Source organism: Mycobacterium sp., from assembly GCF_965229105.1.
Lineage (GTDB): Bacteria > Actinomycetota > Actinomycetes > Mycobacteriales > Mycobacteriaceae > Mycobacterium.
Window position 1 is genome coordinate 833,627 of the sequence record NZ_OZ245858.1, and the last position, 16,829, is coordinate 850,455.

Sequence of the window (16,829 nt, forward strand, 5' to 3'; positions counted from 1 at the left end):
AAGGTCAGGCTCGACACAAGGTGAGGCCTTCGATGTCTGAAAACAACGAACTAGCTCAACACGACGAAACCGCGAACAACAACCAGGCGCCGGAGGACACCGCCACCCCGGTAGTTCACGGTGAGCTGTCGGTTCCGGAGCTGCGGGTGTGGCTGCGCAACTGGGTGGCCAACGCCACCGGCCAACCCGCCGAAGGCATCAACGAGTCCGCCCCGATGGTCGAACTCGGCCTGTCCTCTCGCGACGCGGTGGCGATGGCGTCCGATATCGAAGACCTGACCGGTGTGACGCTGAGCGCGACGGTCGCGTTCCGGCATCCGACGATCGAGGCGCTGGCACAGGTCATCGTCGAGGGTGAACCGGTGGACGACGAAACGGACAGTGGGGGCGAGGACTGGTCCCGCACCGTCGAGCACGATGACATCGCCATCGTCGGCATCGGCACCCGGTTCCCCGGTGATTTGAACACCCCGGAGGAGACCTGGCAGGCACTGCTGGCCGGGCGCAGCGGGATCACCGATCTTCCCGAAGGGCGTTGGGAAGAGTTCCTGCACGAGCCGCGGATCGCCGAGCGGGTCGCCAGGGCGCGCACCCGCGGTGGATACCTCACCGATATCAAGGGTTTCGACGCCGAGTTCTTCGCGCTGTCGAAAATGGAAGCTGACAATATCGATCCGCAGCAGCGGCTCGCGCTCGAGCTGACCTGGGAAGCGTTGGAGCACGCCAGAATTCCGGCCTCCGCCCTGCGCGGCGCCGATGTCGGCGTCTTCATCGGCGCCTCCAACAACGACTATCAGTTCCTCGCCGTGGCCGATCCCGTCACCGCGCATCCCTACGCCATCACCGGCACCGCGAGCTCGATCATCGCCAACCGGGTGTCGTACTTCTACGATTTCCGCGGCCCGTCCATGGCCATCGACACCGCGTGCTCGTCGTCGCTGGTGGCTGTCCACGAGGGCGTCAAGGCGCTGCGCGCCGGCGACGTCGACGTGGTGCTCGCCGGCGGTGTCAACGCGATGATCACGCCGCTGGTCACCATCGGTTTCGACGAGGTCGGCGGCGTGCTGGCGCCTGATGGTCTGATCAAATCGTTCTCCGCCGACGCCGACGGTTACGCCCGGTCCGAGGGTGGCGGCATGCTGGTGCTCAAGCGGGTCGCCGATGCGCGGCGCGACGGCGATCAGATCATCGCCGTGATCGCGGGTAGCGCGGTCAATCACGACGGCCGATCCAACGGCATGCTGGCGCCCAACCCGGACGCGCAGGCCGACGTGCTGCGTAAGGCCTACAAGGACGCCGGGATCAACCCGCGCACCGTCGACTACATCGAAGCGCACGGCACCGGCACCATCCTCGGCGACCCGATCGAGGCCGACGCCCTGGGTCGGGTCGTCGGTAGGGGCCGGTCCGCCGAGCAGCCCGCCCTGCTGGGTGCGGTCAAATCCAATGTGGGACATCTGGAATCGGCTGCCGGTGCGGCCAGCCTGACCAAGGTCGCGTTGGCACTGCAGAACGACAAACTGCCGCCGTCGATCAACTACGCCGGGCCCAACCCGTACATCGACTTCGACGCGATCCACCTGAAAGTCGCTGACACCGTTACGGATTGGCCCCGTTACAGCGGGCATGCCATCGCCGGGGTGTCCGGATTCGGGTTCGGTGGCGCCAACGCCCACCTGGTGGTCCGCGAGGTACTGCCGAGCGATCTCGTCGAGCCCGAGCCCACCGCCGACGTCGTCGTGGTCACCCCGGCCACCGACGATGCCAACACCGTCTTTGTCGGCGGCGTCCGGATGGATGAGTACGGCGAATTCATCCATGACGACGACGATGCGGCCGGCGATGAGCAGGACCGCGCTGTCGCCGAAGGAGCCGTCGCCGAAGAAGAATACGAACTCCCCGGCCTGACCGATGAGGCGCTACGCCTCCTCGAGGTCGCCCGCGAGGAGTTCGAGGCCGAAGACCACGCGAAACCGGTTATCCCGCTGGCAGTTTCGGCATTCCTGACCTCGCGCAAGCGCCTGGCGGCCGGCGAACTGGCCGACTGGATCGACAGCCCGGCCGGTCGTGCCTCCTCGCTGGAGTCGATCGGGCGCTCACTCTCGCGGCGCAACCACGGCCGTTCGCGCGCCGTGGTGCTGGCCCACGATCATGACGAGGCGGTCAAGGGTCTGCGGGCGTTGGCCGACGGTAAGCAGAGCCCGCTGGTGCTCGCCGCCGACGGACCGGTATCCAACGGCCCAGTGTGGGTGCTGGCCGGTTTCGGTGCGCAGCACCGCAAGATGGGCAAGAGCCTGTACCTGCGCGACCCGATCTTCGCCGACTGGATCAACAAGGTCGACGCCCACGTCCAAGACGAGCTCGGGTACTCCGTCGTCGAGCTGATCCTCGACGACTCCCAGGACTACGGCATCGAGACCACGCAGACCGTCATCTTCGCCATCCAGGTGGCACTCGGCGAACTGCTCAAGGCGCACGGCGCGAAACCCGGTGCGCTGGTTGGTCAGTCGCTGGGTGAGGCGGCCGCTGCCTACTTCTCGGGTGGTCTATCGCTGGCCGATGCCACCAGGACCATCTGCTCGCGTGCCCGCCTGATGGGCGAGGGCGAATCGATGCTGTTCGGCGAGTACATCCGCCTGATGGCACTCGTCGAGTACTCCGCCGAAGAGATCAGAGGAGTGTTCTCCGACTACCCGGATCTGGAGGTCTGCGTCTACGCCGCCCCCACCCAGACCGTGATCGGTGGCCCGCCGGAGCAGGTCGACGCGATCATCGCGAGGGCCGAAGCCGAAGGTAAGTTCGCCCGCAAATTCCAGACCAAGGGCGCCAGCCACACCCAGCAGATGGATCCGCTGCTCGGTGAACTGGCCGCCGAGCTGCAGGGCATCGAGCCGCACCCGCTGAACATCGGTTACTTCTCGACGGTGCACGAGGGTGCCTACCTGCGTCCCGGCGGTGAGCCCGTCCACGATGTCGATTACTGGAAGAAGGGGCTGCGCCACAGCGTCTACTTCACCCACGGCATCCGCAATGCGGTCGAGAGCGGGCACACCACATTCCTTGAGCTGGCGCCCAACCCGGTCGCGCTGATGCAGGTGGGTCTGACCACGATGGCCGCCGGTCTGCATGACGCCCAGCTGATCGCCACGCTGGCGCGTAAGCAGGACGAGGTCGACTCGATGACCACCGCGATGGCCAACCTCTACGTGTACGGCCATGACCTCGATATCCGCACGCTGTTTCCGCTCGGCGCTGCACCTGCCAACCCCGAGACCGAGTTCGCCGATATCCCGCCCACCCGGTTCCGACGCAAACCGCATTGGCTCGACGTCCGTTTCTCCGGTAACGGTTCATCGCTGATCCCCGGCACCCACGTCGCCACGCCCGACGGCAGGCACGTCTGGGAGTACGAGCCCCGCGGGGCAACCGATTTGGCCGCCTTGGTGAAAGCCGCTGCGGTGCAGGTCCTTCCGGATGCCCAGCTGATCGCTGTCGAGCAGCGGGCGATCCCCGGTGAGGGCGCCAAGCTGGTGACGACGCTGGCGCGGCACCCCGGCGGGGCCACCGTGCAGGTGTACGCCCGGATCGACGAGTCCTTCACTCTGGTCTATGACGCCGTCGTCAGTCGCGCCGGGCAGGCTTCGAGTCTTCCGGTCGCGGCATCGGCCGGTGCTGTCGTCGGCGCGGAGTTGGTGCCCGCGACGGTCCTCGAGTCCGAGCTGGTGGACGACGCGGAGATCCTGTCCGACAACCTGACTCAGGGCGCCAACCTGGGTGCCGGTTTCGCCAAGTGGTCCCCGGAGTCCCCCGAATCGGTGGGGGAGCGACTGGCGACCATCGTCGGTTCGGCCATGGGATATGAGCCCGAGGACCTGCCGTGGGAGGTCCCGCTGATCGAGCTGGGCTTGGATTCACTGATGGCAGTGCGAATCAAGAACCGCGTCGAGTACGACTTCGACCTGCCGCCGATTCAGTTGCAGGCCGTGCGCGACGCGAACCTCTACAACGTCGAGAAGCTGATCGAATACGCGATCGAGCATCGCGACGAAGTGGCTCAGCTGCACGAATTCCAGCAGACCGCCAGCCCGGAGGACGTCGCCAAGGCCCAAGCCGAGCTGTTGGGCGGAGCGACCACCGCCGAAGAGATCGAGCAGCGGCTCGCCGGGGTGGCCGAGGAGAAGGCCACCGAGCCTGAGCCCGAGGTTGCGCCCCTGCCCGTGCCCCCACCCCCGACCAATCCGGCCGGTCCGGCGGCGGCGGCCCCGGCTCCTGACCTGGCGGCGGCGGCGGCGGTGCTCAACCAGCAGGCGATCTCCGAGGCGCTGAACTCCGATGTTCCGCCGCGTGACGCCGCCGAGCGATTGGTCTTTGCGACGTGGGCGATCGTCACCGGTAAGTCACCCGGTGGCATCTTCAACGCGCTGCCCAAGCTCGACCCCGAGGCCGCAGCCAAGGTGGCGCAACGACTTTCGGAGCGTTCCGAGGGCACCATCACCGCCGACGACGTGACGTTCGCGCCAACCATCGAGGCACTCTCGACGACGGTGCGGGAATTCCTCGAGGCCGGTGAGCTCGACGGTTTCGTGCGCACCATTCGCGCGCCTGAATCCAAGGATCAGGTACCGGTGTACGTCTTCCACGCCGCAGGCGGTTCGACAGTGGTGTACGAACCGCTACTGAAACGGCTTCCCGCGGGGACACCGATGATCGGCCTCGAACGCGTCGAGGGCACCATCCAGGAACGAGCCGAGCAGTATGTGCCCAAGCTGCTGGAGCTCAACGGTGACAAGCCGTTCATCCTGACTGGCTGGTCACTCGGCGGTGCGCTGGCGTACGCCTGCGCGATCGGGCTCAAGCGCCACGGCGCGGATGTCCGGTTCGTCGGGATGATCGACACGGTGCGTGCGGGTGAAGAGGTTCCTCAGACCAAGGAGGAGACCCGCAAGCGCTGGGACCGGTACGCGGAGTTCGCAGCCAAGAACTTCAACGTGGAGATCCCGCCGATTCCGTACGAGGAGCTCGAGGGGCTCGACGATTCGGGCCAGGTGCAGTTCGTGCTCGACGCGGTGCAGAACGCCGGCGTGCAGATTCCCGGCGGCATCATCGAGCACCAGCGGACGTCCTACCTGGACAATCGTGCGCTAGAGACCGTAGTGATCGAGCCCTACGACGGGCACGTCTCGCTGTACATGGCTGACCGTTACCACGACGACGCGATCAAGTTCGAGCCCCGCTACGGAATCCGCCAACCCGACGGTGGCTGGGGCGAGTATGCGAGCGACCTCGAGGTGGTGAACATCGGCGGTGAGCACATCCAGGCCATCGACGAGCCGTACATTGCCAAGGTCGGGGCGCATATGAGCCAGGCGATCAACGAGATCCAAGCCAACAAGGGAGAGTAAGCGCCGCCATGTCTGCTAACACCACCGCCGAAAAACTTGCCGAGCTGCGCGAAAAGCTGGAACTGGCCAAGGAACCCGGCGGTGAGAAGGCCATCGCCAAGCGAGACAAGAAGGGCATTCCCAGCGCCAGATCGCGGATCTACGCGCTGGTCGACCCCGGCAGCTTCTTCGAGATCGGTGCTCTGGCCAAGACTCCGGGAGATCCGAACGCGCTGTTCGGCGACGGGGTCGTGACCGGACACGCCACCATCAATGGCCGGCCGGTTGGCGTTTTCAGCCACGACCAGACCGTGTTCCAGGGCACCGTCGGCGAGATGTTCGGTCGCAAGGTGGCCCGGCTGATGGAGTGGGTGGCCATGGTCGGCTGTCCGATCATCGGCATCAACGATTCCGGTGGCGCCCGCATCCAGGACGCGGCGACCTCGCTGGCCTGGTACGCCGAACTGGGCCGGCGTCACGAAATCCTGTCCGGCATCGTTCCGCAGATCTCGATCATTCTTGGGAAGTGCGCCGGCGGAGCGGTGTATTCACCGATCCAGACCGACCTCATCGTCGCCGTCCGCGATCAGGGCTACATGTTCGTCACCGGGCCCGACGTGATCAAGGACGTCACCGGTCAGGATGTGTCGCTCGACGAGCTCGGCGGCGCCGACAATCAGGCCAGGTACGGCAACATCCACCAGGTCGTCGAGGACGAGAAGGCCGCCTTCCAGTACGTCCGGGACTACCTGGAGTTCCTGCCCGGCAACACCTTCGACGACGCCCCGGTGGTCAACCCGGGGCTGGAACCCGAGGTCACCCCGCACGATCTGGAACTCGACACCATCGTGCCGGACGCCGACAACATGGGCTACGACATGCACGAGATCCTGTTGCGCATCTTCGACGACGGCGACTTCCTCGATGTCGCGGCTCAGGCCGGGCCGGCCATCATCACCGGCTTCGCACGCGTCGACGGACACACCGTCGGCGTGGTCGCCAACCAGCCGATGTTCAACTCGGGTGCCATCGACAACGAGGAATCCGATAAGGCGGCCCGCTTCGTCCGGTTCTGCGATTCGTTCAATATCCCGTTGGTCTTCGTCGTCGACACCCCCGGTTTCATGGTGGGTGTCGAGCAGGAGCGCAATGGAATCATCAAGCGCGGCGGGCGATTCCTGTACTCCGTCGTCGAGGCCGTCGTCCCGAAGGTCACCATCACCGTCCGCAAGTCCTACGGCGGGGCGTATGCCGTGATGGGGTCAAAGCAGCTCACCGCGGATATGAACTTTGCGTGGCCGACGGCACGGATCGCGGTGATCGGTGCCGATGGTGCGGCGCAGCTCCTGGTGAAGCGCTTCCCGGATCCGACTGCGCCCGAGGTGCAGAAGATCAAGGCCGATTTCATCGAGGGCTACAACCTCAACCTGGCGATTCCGTATATCGCCGCCGAGCGTGGCTATATCGATGCGGTCATCGAGCCGCACCAGACCCGCCTGCACCTGCGTAGCGCGATGCGGTTGTTGCGCGACAAGCAGATTCAGCGGGTCCAGCGCAAGCACGGCCTGATCCCGATCTAGCCCAGGTGCGCGGATAACAGCCAGGCGCCGACGGATTTGCGTCCATTTGGTTCGTCGCGCACATCGGCGTCGCCTGCGAAATCCCGGTAACCGGTGAAGTTTTCGGCGACCTTGGCATGAATGCGGGCCGGCCGGATCTCGTCGATGACCCAGTACTTGCCGACCACGTCGCGTAGTTCCGCTTCGGTGACGGCATTGACCGGACCGTCGGCGGGCATCGTGGTGCTATCGAACACCAGCACGAAATAGGACGCACCGGGCGCCGCGGCCCGCACGATGGACTGCTGATAGCCCTCGCGCAGCTCGACCGGCATCGAGTGGAACAGGGTGCTGTCGATGATGGTGCCGAAGCGGCCGTCGTACCCGGTGAAGGCGCTGATATCGGCGACATCGAAGCTCACATTGTCCAGGCCGCGCTTCGTGGCTTCGGTGCGGGCCAGCTCGATGGCGGTGGGTGACTGGTCCAATCCGACAGCGGTGAAACCCTTTTCGGCCAGTGCGAGTGCGGTGGCGGCCTCCCCGCAGCCGGCGTCGAGCACATCGCCATGGATCTTCCCCGCCTCGATCAGGGCGGCGATCTCGGGCTGGGGTTCCCCGATGCTCCACGGCGGCTTGACGCCCAGTCCCACTTCGGCCGCTTCGCCCCGGTAGGAGGCCTCGAACATGTCATCGCTGTTATGTGCCATACCCATGTATATCAATGGCCCTGATATGTGTCAATATTGTTGACATGCAGAATCTCGAGAAGCAACCGCTGGGCTACCTGTTGACCCGAGTGGGCGCGGCCCTGCGCACGCAAGTCGTCACTGCGGTGCTCGAACCCTTGGAACTGGCCTTCCCTCAGTACATCTGCCTGCGGATGCTGTCGCATGCGCCGGGGTTGTCCAATGCCGAACTCGCCAGGGGCGCCAACGTGTCCCGGCAGGCGATGAACATCGTGCTGCAGCGGCTGCAGGAACGCGGCCTGGTGACGCGACCCGATTCCGTCCCGTCGGGCCGCGCACTGCCGACCGAACTCACCCCGGCCGGGCTCGATCTCCTTGCGCAAACCGATGCGGGTGTCGCGGCGGCCGAGGACACCGTGCTGGCCAACCTCAGCGAACCGGACCGCCGGGAGCTCAAGCGGCTACTGGCGGCCGTCGGGCCGTAGCGCGTCACCGGGCGTCTTTTTGTCGTACCCCTCTGTTTTGATGGTGTTATGTCTTCGACCGCAACATCTTTGGTGACTGAGCTCAGTCCCAAGGAGCGGCTGGAGGTGTTGTTCGAACAGCTCGCGGAGCTGACCGGTCAGCGCAACGCCATTGACGGGCGCATCGTGGAGATCGTCGCCGAAATCGACCACGACGGATTGTGGGGTAACACCGGGGCACGATCGGTGCAGGGGTTGGTGGCGTGGAAGCTGGGCGTGTCGTCGGCCAATGCCGCCTGCATCACCGCGATCGCCCACCGGTTGCCGCAGTTCCCACAGTGCGCGGCCGGGATCCGCGAGGGCCGATTCTCACTGGACCAGATCGGGGTCATCGCCACCAAGGCGGCCGACGGATCCGACGAGCACTACGCGCAGCTGGCGCAGAGCGCCACCGTCTCCCAACTGCGCACCGCCGTCAAACTCGAACCGCGACCAACACCGGAACCGAAGGCGGAGACACAAGCCGAGGACCCTGAGCCGGAGTCGCGGCCGGAGCCGCCACGGTCGATCAGCCAGACCTCCGACGAGTACTCCGCCACCTGGCATATCACCCTGCCGCATGACGAAGCAGCGGTGTTCGACGCGGCCCTGCAGTCCCATCAGGACAGGTTGGTCGCCGAGTGGAAACGCGACCACGCCGACGCGGTGTCCGACCAGACTCCGCCGTTTCCGAACGCGGTGGACGGGTTCATGAGTTTGGTGCACGCCGGGTGGGACACCGACGTGGCTTCCCGACCTCACGGGCAGCGCACCACTGTCGTCGCGCACGTTGACGTCGAAGCACGCGTCGCCGCCCTTCATTTGGGGCCGTTGCTGTCCGACGGCGACCGCCGCTACCTACTGTGCGATGCGACGTGCGAAGTATGGTTCGAACGTGCCGGCCAGGTGATCGGATCCGGGCGGGAGACCCGGACCATCAGCCGCCGACTACGCCGGGCACTGGAACACCGCGACCACTGCTGCGTGGTGCCGGGCTGCGGGGCCACCCGTGGCCTGCACGCCCACCACATCATCCACTGGGAAGACGGCGGCCCCACCGAACTGGCCAACCTGGTCTTGGTCTGCCCATTCCATCACCGGCTGCATCACCGAGGTGGCATCACCATCACCGGACCCGCCGACCGACTCACCGTCACCGACAGCGACGGCCAACCACTAAATGCGGGATCACTGGCCCGACCCCCCACCACACCTCCACCCGAGGTTCCACCATGCCCCGGACCGACCGGAGAACGCGCCCAATGGTGGTGGTACACACCTTTCCAACCAACACAGGCGACCACCAACTGAGGTCGTGCCGTCGATGCCAGCGGTTAGATCGTGTCGAGTCCCAGCCACCCGTCGACGGCGAAAGCGTCACCGTCGGTACGCAACCGCGCCCCGCCATGGCCCGGATAGTGCGCGGGTACCAGATAGGCGCCCAGGCGGGCGACGTCACCGAACACCTCGGCGCGCGACTGTGCGGCGGCCACCGGGTCCACGTCGAACGCGCACGGATCATCGGGGCGCACAATCTGGATTGGACAGTGGGTCAGATCCCCGACGAATGCGGCCCGCACCCCGGCGTCGAGCCAGACCACCGATGACCCCGGAGTGTGCCCCGGCGCCGCGCGTAACGAGAGCGAGTCGCTGAGCTGGTAATCACCCGACCACAACACGATCTGGTCTTCGACGGGAAAGATGCTGTCGCAGAACACCAGCCGCATCCCGTCGTTCACACCGGGCCCATCCGGGCTGAAGAACCGGTAGTCGGCTTCCGGCATCAGATAGCGGGCATTGGGAAATGTCGGCACCCACGCCTCGCCGGACAACCGGGTGTTCCATCCCACGTGATCGGTGTGCACGTGCGTATTGATCACCACGTCAACGTCTTTGGGATCGACGCCGGCGCGCCCCAACTGTGCGAGATAGTCGGTGTCGAGGTGATCCAGCGGAGGCATGTGCGGACGCTCCCGATCGTTGCCGACACCGGTGTCCACCACCACGGTCAACCCGTCGACCTCGATCACCCAGCTCTGCATCGCGATTCGCCACTGCTCGCGGGCCAGGTCGACGAACACCGGCGCCAGCAGATCGGCATGCTCCGACCACGCCGAGGCGGGAGTCTGACCGAAAAGCGAGGTGCGCATTTCGATCTTCGTTTCGATGACGCGGCTGACCGTGGCGTTGCCCAGCTGGAGGCGGTCGGTCATCTCAGGGCCCGATCCGGATCTTTCCGGGTTTCCACAGACCGCTGCGGGTGGCGGTGCCGAGTTCGATCTGAGCGGGCGCAGCATCGACGATGGTGTCGAACTTGCGCAGCGAGCCCCAGTCCCGGCCCCAGTCCTGTGACAGGTACGTCGCCATGATGTTGGCCCGCAGCAGCAGGTCAGAGATCCCCAGCAGGCCGCCGTTGACGCCGTCCTCCCAGGTGTCGGTGTCCTTCTGCTTGGCGTTGTAGTCCGGTGTGATGCGGAACTTCGGTACCTCGGTGACGCCGTTGGCGTGCAGCATCGGCTGTTGGCACGGGAACGCCAGGCCGACAGCCCAGTCCATCAACACCGGCTGCGTGGAGCCGACGTATTCCTGGACCGACTGCAGATCGGGCACCCGCGGCGGAGTCACCGCGATCCAGTCGCCGGGAGTCAAGGATTTATCCTCGGCGATGACGCGCACCATCGTCGCGTCGGCGGGGATGTCACTACGGGCGAACCGAAGATTGCGCCACGACGGGATCGGGCCGAGGTCATACGGCACCAGTCGGCCCGCGGCCGCTGGCGCGCCACCATCCGGTCCTGGCCGCCCATACTCCAATTCGACTGTCTGGCCTTCGGTTCGAGCGTTGAAGATGCTGTTGCCGGTGATCGTCCCCGCAGCGGTGACGACCACCAACGGGTGTGCGGCATCCGGCGGGGGCAGCTGGTACCACGCCGAGGTCAGCGTGCTCTGCTGCTGCGGTCCGCCCGCGTAGCTGCCGGCCAGCGGAACCCGCGACGGGTCAAGGCCATACGGCAGCGGCACGGTGGAGCCGTTGACGCCGGGGGTGGTCAACTTGTCCGGCGCATCCCAGTCGTAGTCGGTACCCGACTGCGGCAGGGTCAACCGAATAGCTTCAGCAACAATGTGTTCCGGTACACCGTCCGGTGTGAAGCCGACCGGCCCGACGCCGCCCAATGGACCCAGCGGGCCATAGTCGCCCGGCAGCGGTGTCAAGAAGCCCGCGTTGGTATCGGGTTCGACCAACACATCGTCGGCCAGCCCGCAGCCACCGACAAAGGCACGCAGGTTCGCTGAGGCGTTGGAGTAGGTCGGGTACTGCCGCACCACCCCGATCAGCATCGAGGCGATGAATACCAGCACCATGAAGCCCGCCACCACCGGCACGGGCGCGGCGGTCAGCAGCCGCGCGAACCGGCCGTCACCGCGGTCTCGTCCCGCGAAGTGCAACCAGAAGGCATAGAGCGCGACCACCACAAAGGCCGCGAAAAAGATGGTGCTGAGGGTGATTCCGCCGATTTTTGGCATCGCGTTGTTGAACGGCACGCCGTAACTGGAGACGTACCACCAGCCATTGGTGGTGGCCCAGCACAGCGCCAGGATGAACAGCAGTGCTGCCAGGAACGCCATCCGGTTACGAGACCACCGCAGCACGGCCGGCGAGACGAGCACGGTGGCCAGCGCGGCCATCGCGGCGCCCACCGCGGCGAACAGACCGAAGTGGTGCACCCATTTGGTCGGGGTGAACATCAGGAAGAACACGGTGCCGAAGATGATGCCCATCAGTCGCCAGGCCGGCCCGCGCGCGATGCCGGGAACCCGCTTGCGCCGCAACATGATGAACATCGCGGTGAACAGGCTCAGTGCGGTGATCATGAAGCCGAAACGGCGCGACAGGGAACCGTCGACGGTCGGCAGAATCAGGTAGTAATAGCGCAGGTTCTCGGTGTACCACGCCTGGCTCGGACCGATCTCTGTACGAATCCTGGTGGCTTCCAACACAGTTGCCAGGGTCTGATCGGCGAACACCACTGTCAGGATCACTGTGCCCGCGGCAAGTAGTGGCAACAGCAACGGCCAGAGGCCGACGAGTTGGCGCCTTCGCACCAGGATTCGCAGCAGGGGCCGGCCGCCGGCGATCAGGGCGGCAACGGCGATCAGTCCGGTCGGCTGGATGCCCAGGGTGAAGGCGGCGGTGATGATGGCCAGCGCGGCCGGGGTCAACCGGCCCGAGATGATGGCACGCTCGATGAGTACGTAGGTGATCAGCGCACCGGTGGCGATCTGCCCCTCGGGCCGTAGCCCGTTGTTGAACGGCATCCACGCCGCCAGCAGGACCAAGCCGGCGGCCCACAGCGCCGGGCGGCTGGCCACCACCGCTGGGCCGAGTCGGGGTAGGACCTCGCGGGACAGCAGCAGCCAGCACACCAGCGCGCAGACCAGATCGGGTAGCCGCATCCAGATGCTGGCGTCACTGACGTGGGTCATCAACGCCAACACGTTGTAGAACCAGCCGAAGGGATCCTCCGGACTGCCGAACCACCGGAAGTAGTTCGACATGTAGCCGGCATGGTCGGCGACGCGGGCCATCTGCAGGATGTAGCCGTCGTCTGAGGAGTTCGCACCGGCGATGTGCCACACCACAAATGAGACGATCACCGTGGCGTCGACGGCGGTGAACGTGCGCCAGCGGGTGGGGATCAGCCGCTGCATCCGGTGCCCGTCGATCCGGTCGAGGCGCCACAGGGCGAGCAGCGCGACGATGGTCGACACGATTCCCAGCAGCATCGCGGCCAGCTTGAGTGGCGTCGGCGCACTGGAGAACCTGGTATCGATGGTCGCCGAGAAGGACAACGCCGGCGGCGCGGGACCGACCAGATCGGTGAAGACTCCGACGATCGCGGGCCGCAGGTTGGGATCGGCGAATCCGGTGCGCTGCGGTGAGCCGTCCGTCTTGGTCAGTCCGACGAAGTCGGCGTACGTGCCGGCTTCTGACGACGTGATGTCAATCTTCTGACAGGTCGGGGATGCCACCTTCGCCCGCGGAACGCTGGCCACCACCACGTTGCGGACGATGATGTCGACACGTTGGCTGGTGACGTTGACCAGCATCGCGTTGAGCGCGGCCTGTTTACCCTTGGCCGGCGCAGTGCCGAGCAGCAGGCCACCGGTAGGCGGCATCGAGCGCACGACCTCGCATGGCACGCTCACCGACATCGTCACGGGCACCTGCGAAATCAGAGGTGCGGCAACGTTGTTCAGTTGCCCACCTTGGGGCCAGTTCAGCGTTGCGGTGGTCTGCACCACGGGCAGCAGTGGCGTCGCGACCGCCAGGATGAATCCCACCAGGCCGGCAATCGCGGCAACCCAGCGCGCTATCCGCACATCTTTGGTCATGGCTCCCGTCACGGCTCCGGTCATGGCAGGGCCCGGATAGGTCCGCTGCGGCTCCAGCCGTAGACGTTCATCGCACCCTGCCCGATCACCGCGTTGGGCGCCCGCGTCGCCGGGACCACCCGCTCGTAGCGTTCGATCGAACCCCAGTCCCGATACCAGTCGTCACGCAGGTAGGACGGGATCGCGGTAGTGCGCAGCAGCGCCTGGATGAACAGGAACGGACCCCCATCTTCGGCGGACTGCCACATGTTCGACGACGAGACGAACTGTTTGAAGTTGGGCATGATTCGGTAGTCCGGCAGCTCAGCTACCCCGAGGTGTTCGGAGAACGGGCGCTGGCACGGGAAATTTGCGGCGGTCGCGATGTCCATCAGCACCGGGGTCTGCGAGCCGAGGAGCTGCTGCGCGGTTTCCAGCACCGGCACTCGGGGCGGCGTGAACGCCAACCACTGGTCTTCTGACAGGTTGGGGTCGTCGGCGACGATGCGGGCCACGTTGGCCTCCGGCGGTGCCCAGGCCAACGGGAATCTCAGGTTGCGCCAGGCCTTCTGCGGGGTGATGTCGATCGGTGTCACCTCGCCGAGGGCCTGATAACTTCCGTCCGGCCGGTTCACGCCCCACTGCAGCTTGAGGGACTGCCCGTAGTTGAACGAGCCCTCTTCGTCGAAGTACCAGATTGCCCCGGCGGCTGCGACGGTGACCAATGGCCGGTCGGCAGTGCGGGGCGGCAACTGATACCAGGCCGAGGTGGCTTTGGCGGCGAGGCTGTTCTCGCCGTAGCTGCCCATCACCGGGGTGCGCGCCGGGTCAAGGCCGAAGGGCAGGAACACCCGCGAGCCGTTCACTCCGACCGGTCCGTAACCCCCGCCGGTACCGGCGGCGAATCCGATACCGACGTTGGGCTTGTTCGGTGAACCATCGGAGTTCACCAGACCCGGGTTGGCGGTCACCGGCTCTGCGGGTTCCAGAGTGTCGCTGACGCCGTCGGGCTTGAAGCCGACCGGGTCCTGCCCACCCAGGGGTCCGTACTGGCCGAATTGCTGCCCGGGTACCGGGGTCAGCATCCCGGCGTTGGTATCGGGTTCGACCAGCACGTCATCGGCCATCGCGCAGCTGGCCTTCGACAGCCCGGAACTCAGTGCCGCAATGTTGGCTTTGGCGGTGGTGTACTCGGGATAGCGCTGGGCCGCACCCTTGGCCATGGAACCGACTTCGAGCAGCACCAGCAGCGTGGCTACCACCAACATCGGCGTCGACGCCAGCACGCGGTTGCGCGCGGTGTTCTTGACTTCGGTGTGCCCGCTGTAGTCCATCCGGAAGTGCAGCCAGCCGGCCAGGGCACCGGTCAGGATCGCCAACGCCAGGAACATCGAGGTGACGGGCTGCCCGGCGATCACGGGCGGCTTGTCGAACCACGGCACCCCGTAGTTACCGACATAGAACCAGCCGTTGTTGCCCGAGGTGGCCCATGCCAGGACGAACAGCAGAGCGGTCACGTACAGCGCCAGGTTGCGTCGGTTGTGCAGACCCACCCGGGAGAAGACGAACGCGGTGACCGCGCCCAGTGCCCCGGCCAATCCGGCGAACGCGCCGAACTGCACGGCCCATTTGGTGGGTGTGAAGGTCAGCAGCAGTAGCCCGATCGCGGTCGAGCCGATCAGCCGCCATACCGGGCCGGCCGCAACGCCGGGCACGTTGCCGCGTCGCAGCAGGACCGCGAGCAGGCCGAACACGCACAGCAGGAGCAGCAGCACCGAGAACCGTCGGGTCAGCGACGAATCGGCACTGTCCTCCACGGTCAGGAAGTAGTACCGCAGGAAATCCTGATACCAGGCGATGGTCGGGCCGACGACGTACTTGATGCGCGCCGATTCGGCGACGGTGGCCAGCGTCTGGTCGCGGAACGCGATGACGAAGATCATGGTCAGCGCGGCCGCCAGGGGAGCGAGCAGTGCAGCCAGACCGTCCCGCACCCGCCGGGCCCGCACCACCCGGGCGATCGCCCGGCCGCCGACCAGCAGCGGCGCAATCGCAATCAGACCCTGCGGGGCCAGGGTGACGCTGAACACCGCGATCAGGATGGCGATGGCGGCCGGTGCGAGTCGTCGGGTGCCGATGGCGAATTCGACGAGCGCCCACACCGCGATCGTGGCGAACGCGATCAGGGGCTCCGGGCGCAACCCGTTGTTGAATGGCAGCCAGGCGGCCAGGAAGACCGCAGCGCCGGTGAGAACCGTGATCCGGTTGTTGGCCAACCGCCTGCCGAGCCGGGGCAGCACCCAGCGGCTGATGATCAACCAGGTGCCGATGCCGGCCAGGGTGGCAGGGATGCGCATCCACACCCCTGCGGTGCTGATGGCGGCGAAATGGGACAGCACGGACTGGTACCAGTCGAACGGAGCCTCGGTCGTGCCGAAGTAGCGGTAGTAGTTCGCGGTGTAACCGGCGTCCGCGGACACCCGCGCGATGGTCAGGTTGTAGCCGTCATCCGATGAGGTGGCACCCAGTACGTGCCAGAGCGCGAGCGTGCCGAGCACCCCGATATCGGCCACCCAGGTGACCAACCCGACGCGCCAGATCCGGCGCCAGGCGTGGGCGACGCCAAACCTTCTAAAGACGGGCGCGCCCCGGTCGAGCACCCCGAGAGCCACGATCGAGGACAACACGGACAACGTCCCGAGGATCAGCGCGGCGAGTTTGACCGGTGTCGGGGAGGTGATGAAGCGGGTGTCGACAGCGATGAGGGCGAACAGGTCGGGCTGCGCGGCCACCTTCAATTCGGTGAACACGCCTGCCACCTGCGGCTTCTTCTCCGGCGTCACGGTCCCGTTAGCGCCAGGGAGACCGACGAAGTCGGCGCCGACGCCGCCAGTATTGGCCCAGATGTGCAGCGCGCTGCAACCACCGGCGGCGACGGCCGCGCGGGGGGCGACCGCGGCGACGGTGTCCCGGAAGGCGACGACAACGGTATCGGCGTTGGCCCGGACGAACAGCCCGTTACGGCTGGCGTCGATACCGCCGGCGGGCACGGTCGAGAAGACCAGGCCGCCTGCCGCAGGCAGGGTGGCGATGGCCTGACAGGGAATGGACACGTCCAGTGCCAGTGGTGCGCCGGACACCAGGGGTGCGGTGACGTCGGTGACCAGCCCGTCGGGGCCGGCGGCCTGGGGCCACGCAATGGTCGCGGTGGTCTGTTTGACCGGTAGCAGCGGCACGAGCCCGCATAGCAGCACGCCTGCGATACCCGCTATGACAGCGACCAGACGGGCGATGCGGTGGGCGGACACGAGGCTCGATGCTATGCGA

Annotated in this window: 8 protein-coding genes; 4 read left to right on the forward strand and 4 right to left on the reverse strand. The window is 66.2% G+C overall.

The genetic code is table 11. From position 1 onward, the window contains the following. Positions 1–32 precede the first annotated feature (32 nt). Both pks13 and ADBZ9O_RS03935 read left to right on the forward strand, forming a co-directional pair. Positions 33–5,402: a polyketide synthase Pks13 gene (gene pks13 / locus ADBZ9O_RS03930; protein WP_526528591.1), complete on the forward strand. Its 5,370-nt coding sequence runs from the start codon at positions 33–35 to the stop codon at positions 5,400–5,402. 8 nt (positions 5,403–5,410) lie between these two features. Further along, on the forward strand, positions 5,411–6,961 hold the full coding sequence (locus ADBZ9O_RS03935; RefSeq protein WP_526528593.1) for an acyl-CoA carboxylase subunit beta: 1,551 nt from the start codon (positions 5,411–5,413) through the stop codon (positions 6,959–6,961). Here the strand turns inward: ADBZ9O_RS03935 and ADBZ9O_RS03940 are convergent. After that, on the reverse strand, positions 6,958–7,647 hold the full coding sequence (locus tag ADBZ9O_RS03940) for a class I SAM-dependent methyltransferase (protein ID WP_526528595.1): 690 nt from the start codon (positions 7,645–7,647) through the stop codon (positions 6,958–6,960). The two genes, ADBZ9O_RS03935 and ADBZ9O_RS03940, sit on opposite strands and share 4 nt — an antisense overlap. A gap of 44 nt (positions 7,648–7,691) precedes the next feature. Here ADBZ9O_RS03940 and ADBZ9O_RS03945 point away from each other — a divergent pair, with 44 nt between their 5' ends. Together ADBZ9O_RS03945 and ADBZ9O_RS03950 are read left to right on the forward strand one after the other, a co-directional pair. Beyond that, positions 7,692–8,111 carry a MarR family winged helix-turn-helix transcriptional regulator gene (locus ADBZ9O_RS03945; RefSeq protein WP_526528597.1) on the forward strand — a complete coding sequence of 140 codons (420 nt, stop codon included), beginning with the start codon at positions 7,692–7,694 and terminating at the stop codon, positions 8,109–8,111. Positions 8,112–8,159: 48 nt separating this feature from the next. Further along, positions 8,160–9,440 (forward strand): HNH endonuclease signature motif containing protein, encoded by a 1,281-nt coding sequence (locus ADBZ9O_RS03950; protein ID WP_526528598.1) that lies wholly within the window; start codon positions 8,160–8,162, stop codon positions 9,438–9,440. Positions 9,441–9,463: 23 nt separating this feature from the next. Here ADBZ9O_RS03950 and ADBZ9O_RS03955 read toward each other — a convergent pair whose 3' ends face one another. From ADBZ9O_RS03955 to ADBZ9O_RS03965, 3 genes are read right to left on the reverse strand one after another with little or no spacing between them, the layout of a single operon-like run. Next, complete coding sequence (locus ADBZ9O_RS03955) at positions 9,464–10,342, reverse strand: MBL fold metallo-hydrolase (RefSeq protein WP_526528599.1); 879 nt, start codon at positions 10,340–10,342, stop codon at positions 9,464–9,466. A gap of 1 nt (position 10,343) precedes the next feature. After that, positions 10,344–13,547, reverse strand: a complete 3,204-nt coding sequence (locus ADBZ9O_RS03960; protein ID WP_526528601.1) for an arabinosyltransferase domain-containing protein — start codon at positions 13,545–13,547, stop codon at positions 10,344–10,346. Next, positions 13,544–16,810, reverse strand: a complete 3,267-nt coding sequence (locus ADBZ9O_RS03965; RefSeq protein WP_526528603.1) for an arabinosyltransferase domain-containing protein — start codon at positions 16,808–16,810, stop codon at positions 13,544–13,546. Before ADBZ9O_RS03965 ends, ADBZ9O_RS03960 begins: the two co-directional genes overlap by 4 nt. Between the last annotated feature and the right edge of the window lie 19 nt (positions 16,811–16,829).

What these genes read in the sequence shown, in the direction of transcription:
- pks13 (WP_526528591.1), top strand. Translation starts at nt 33, where the DNA reads ATGTCTGAAAACAACGAACTAGCTCAACACGACGAAACCGCGAACAAC.
- ADBZ9O_RS03935 (WP_526528593.1), top strand. Translation starts at nt 5,411, where the DNA reads ATGTCTGCTAACACCACCGCCGAAAAACTTGCCGAGCTGCGCGAAAAG.
- ADBZ9O_RS03940 (WP_526528595.1), bottom strand. Translation starts at nt 7,647, where the DNA reads ATGGCACATAACAGCGATGACATGTTCGAGGCCTCCTACCGGGGCGAA.
- ADBZ9O_RS03945 (WP_526528597.1), top strand. Translation starts at nt 7,692, where the DNA reads ATGCAGAATCTCGAGAAGCAACCGCTGGGCTACCTGTTGACCCGAGTG.
- ADBZ9O_RS03950 (WP_526528598.1), top strand. Translation starts at nt 8,160, where the DNA reads ATGTCTTCGACCGCAACATCTTTGGTGACTGAGCTCAGTCCCAAGGAG.
- ADBZ9O_RS03955 (WP_526528599.1), bottom strand. Translation starts at nt 10,342, where the DNA reads ATGACCGACCGCCTCCAGCTGGGCAACGCCACGGTCAGCCGCGTCATC.
- ADBZ9O_RS03960 (WP_526528601.1), bottom strand. Translation starts at nt 13,547, where the DNA reads ATGACCGGAGCCGTGACGGGAGCCATGACCAAAGATGTGCGGATAGCG.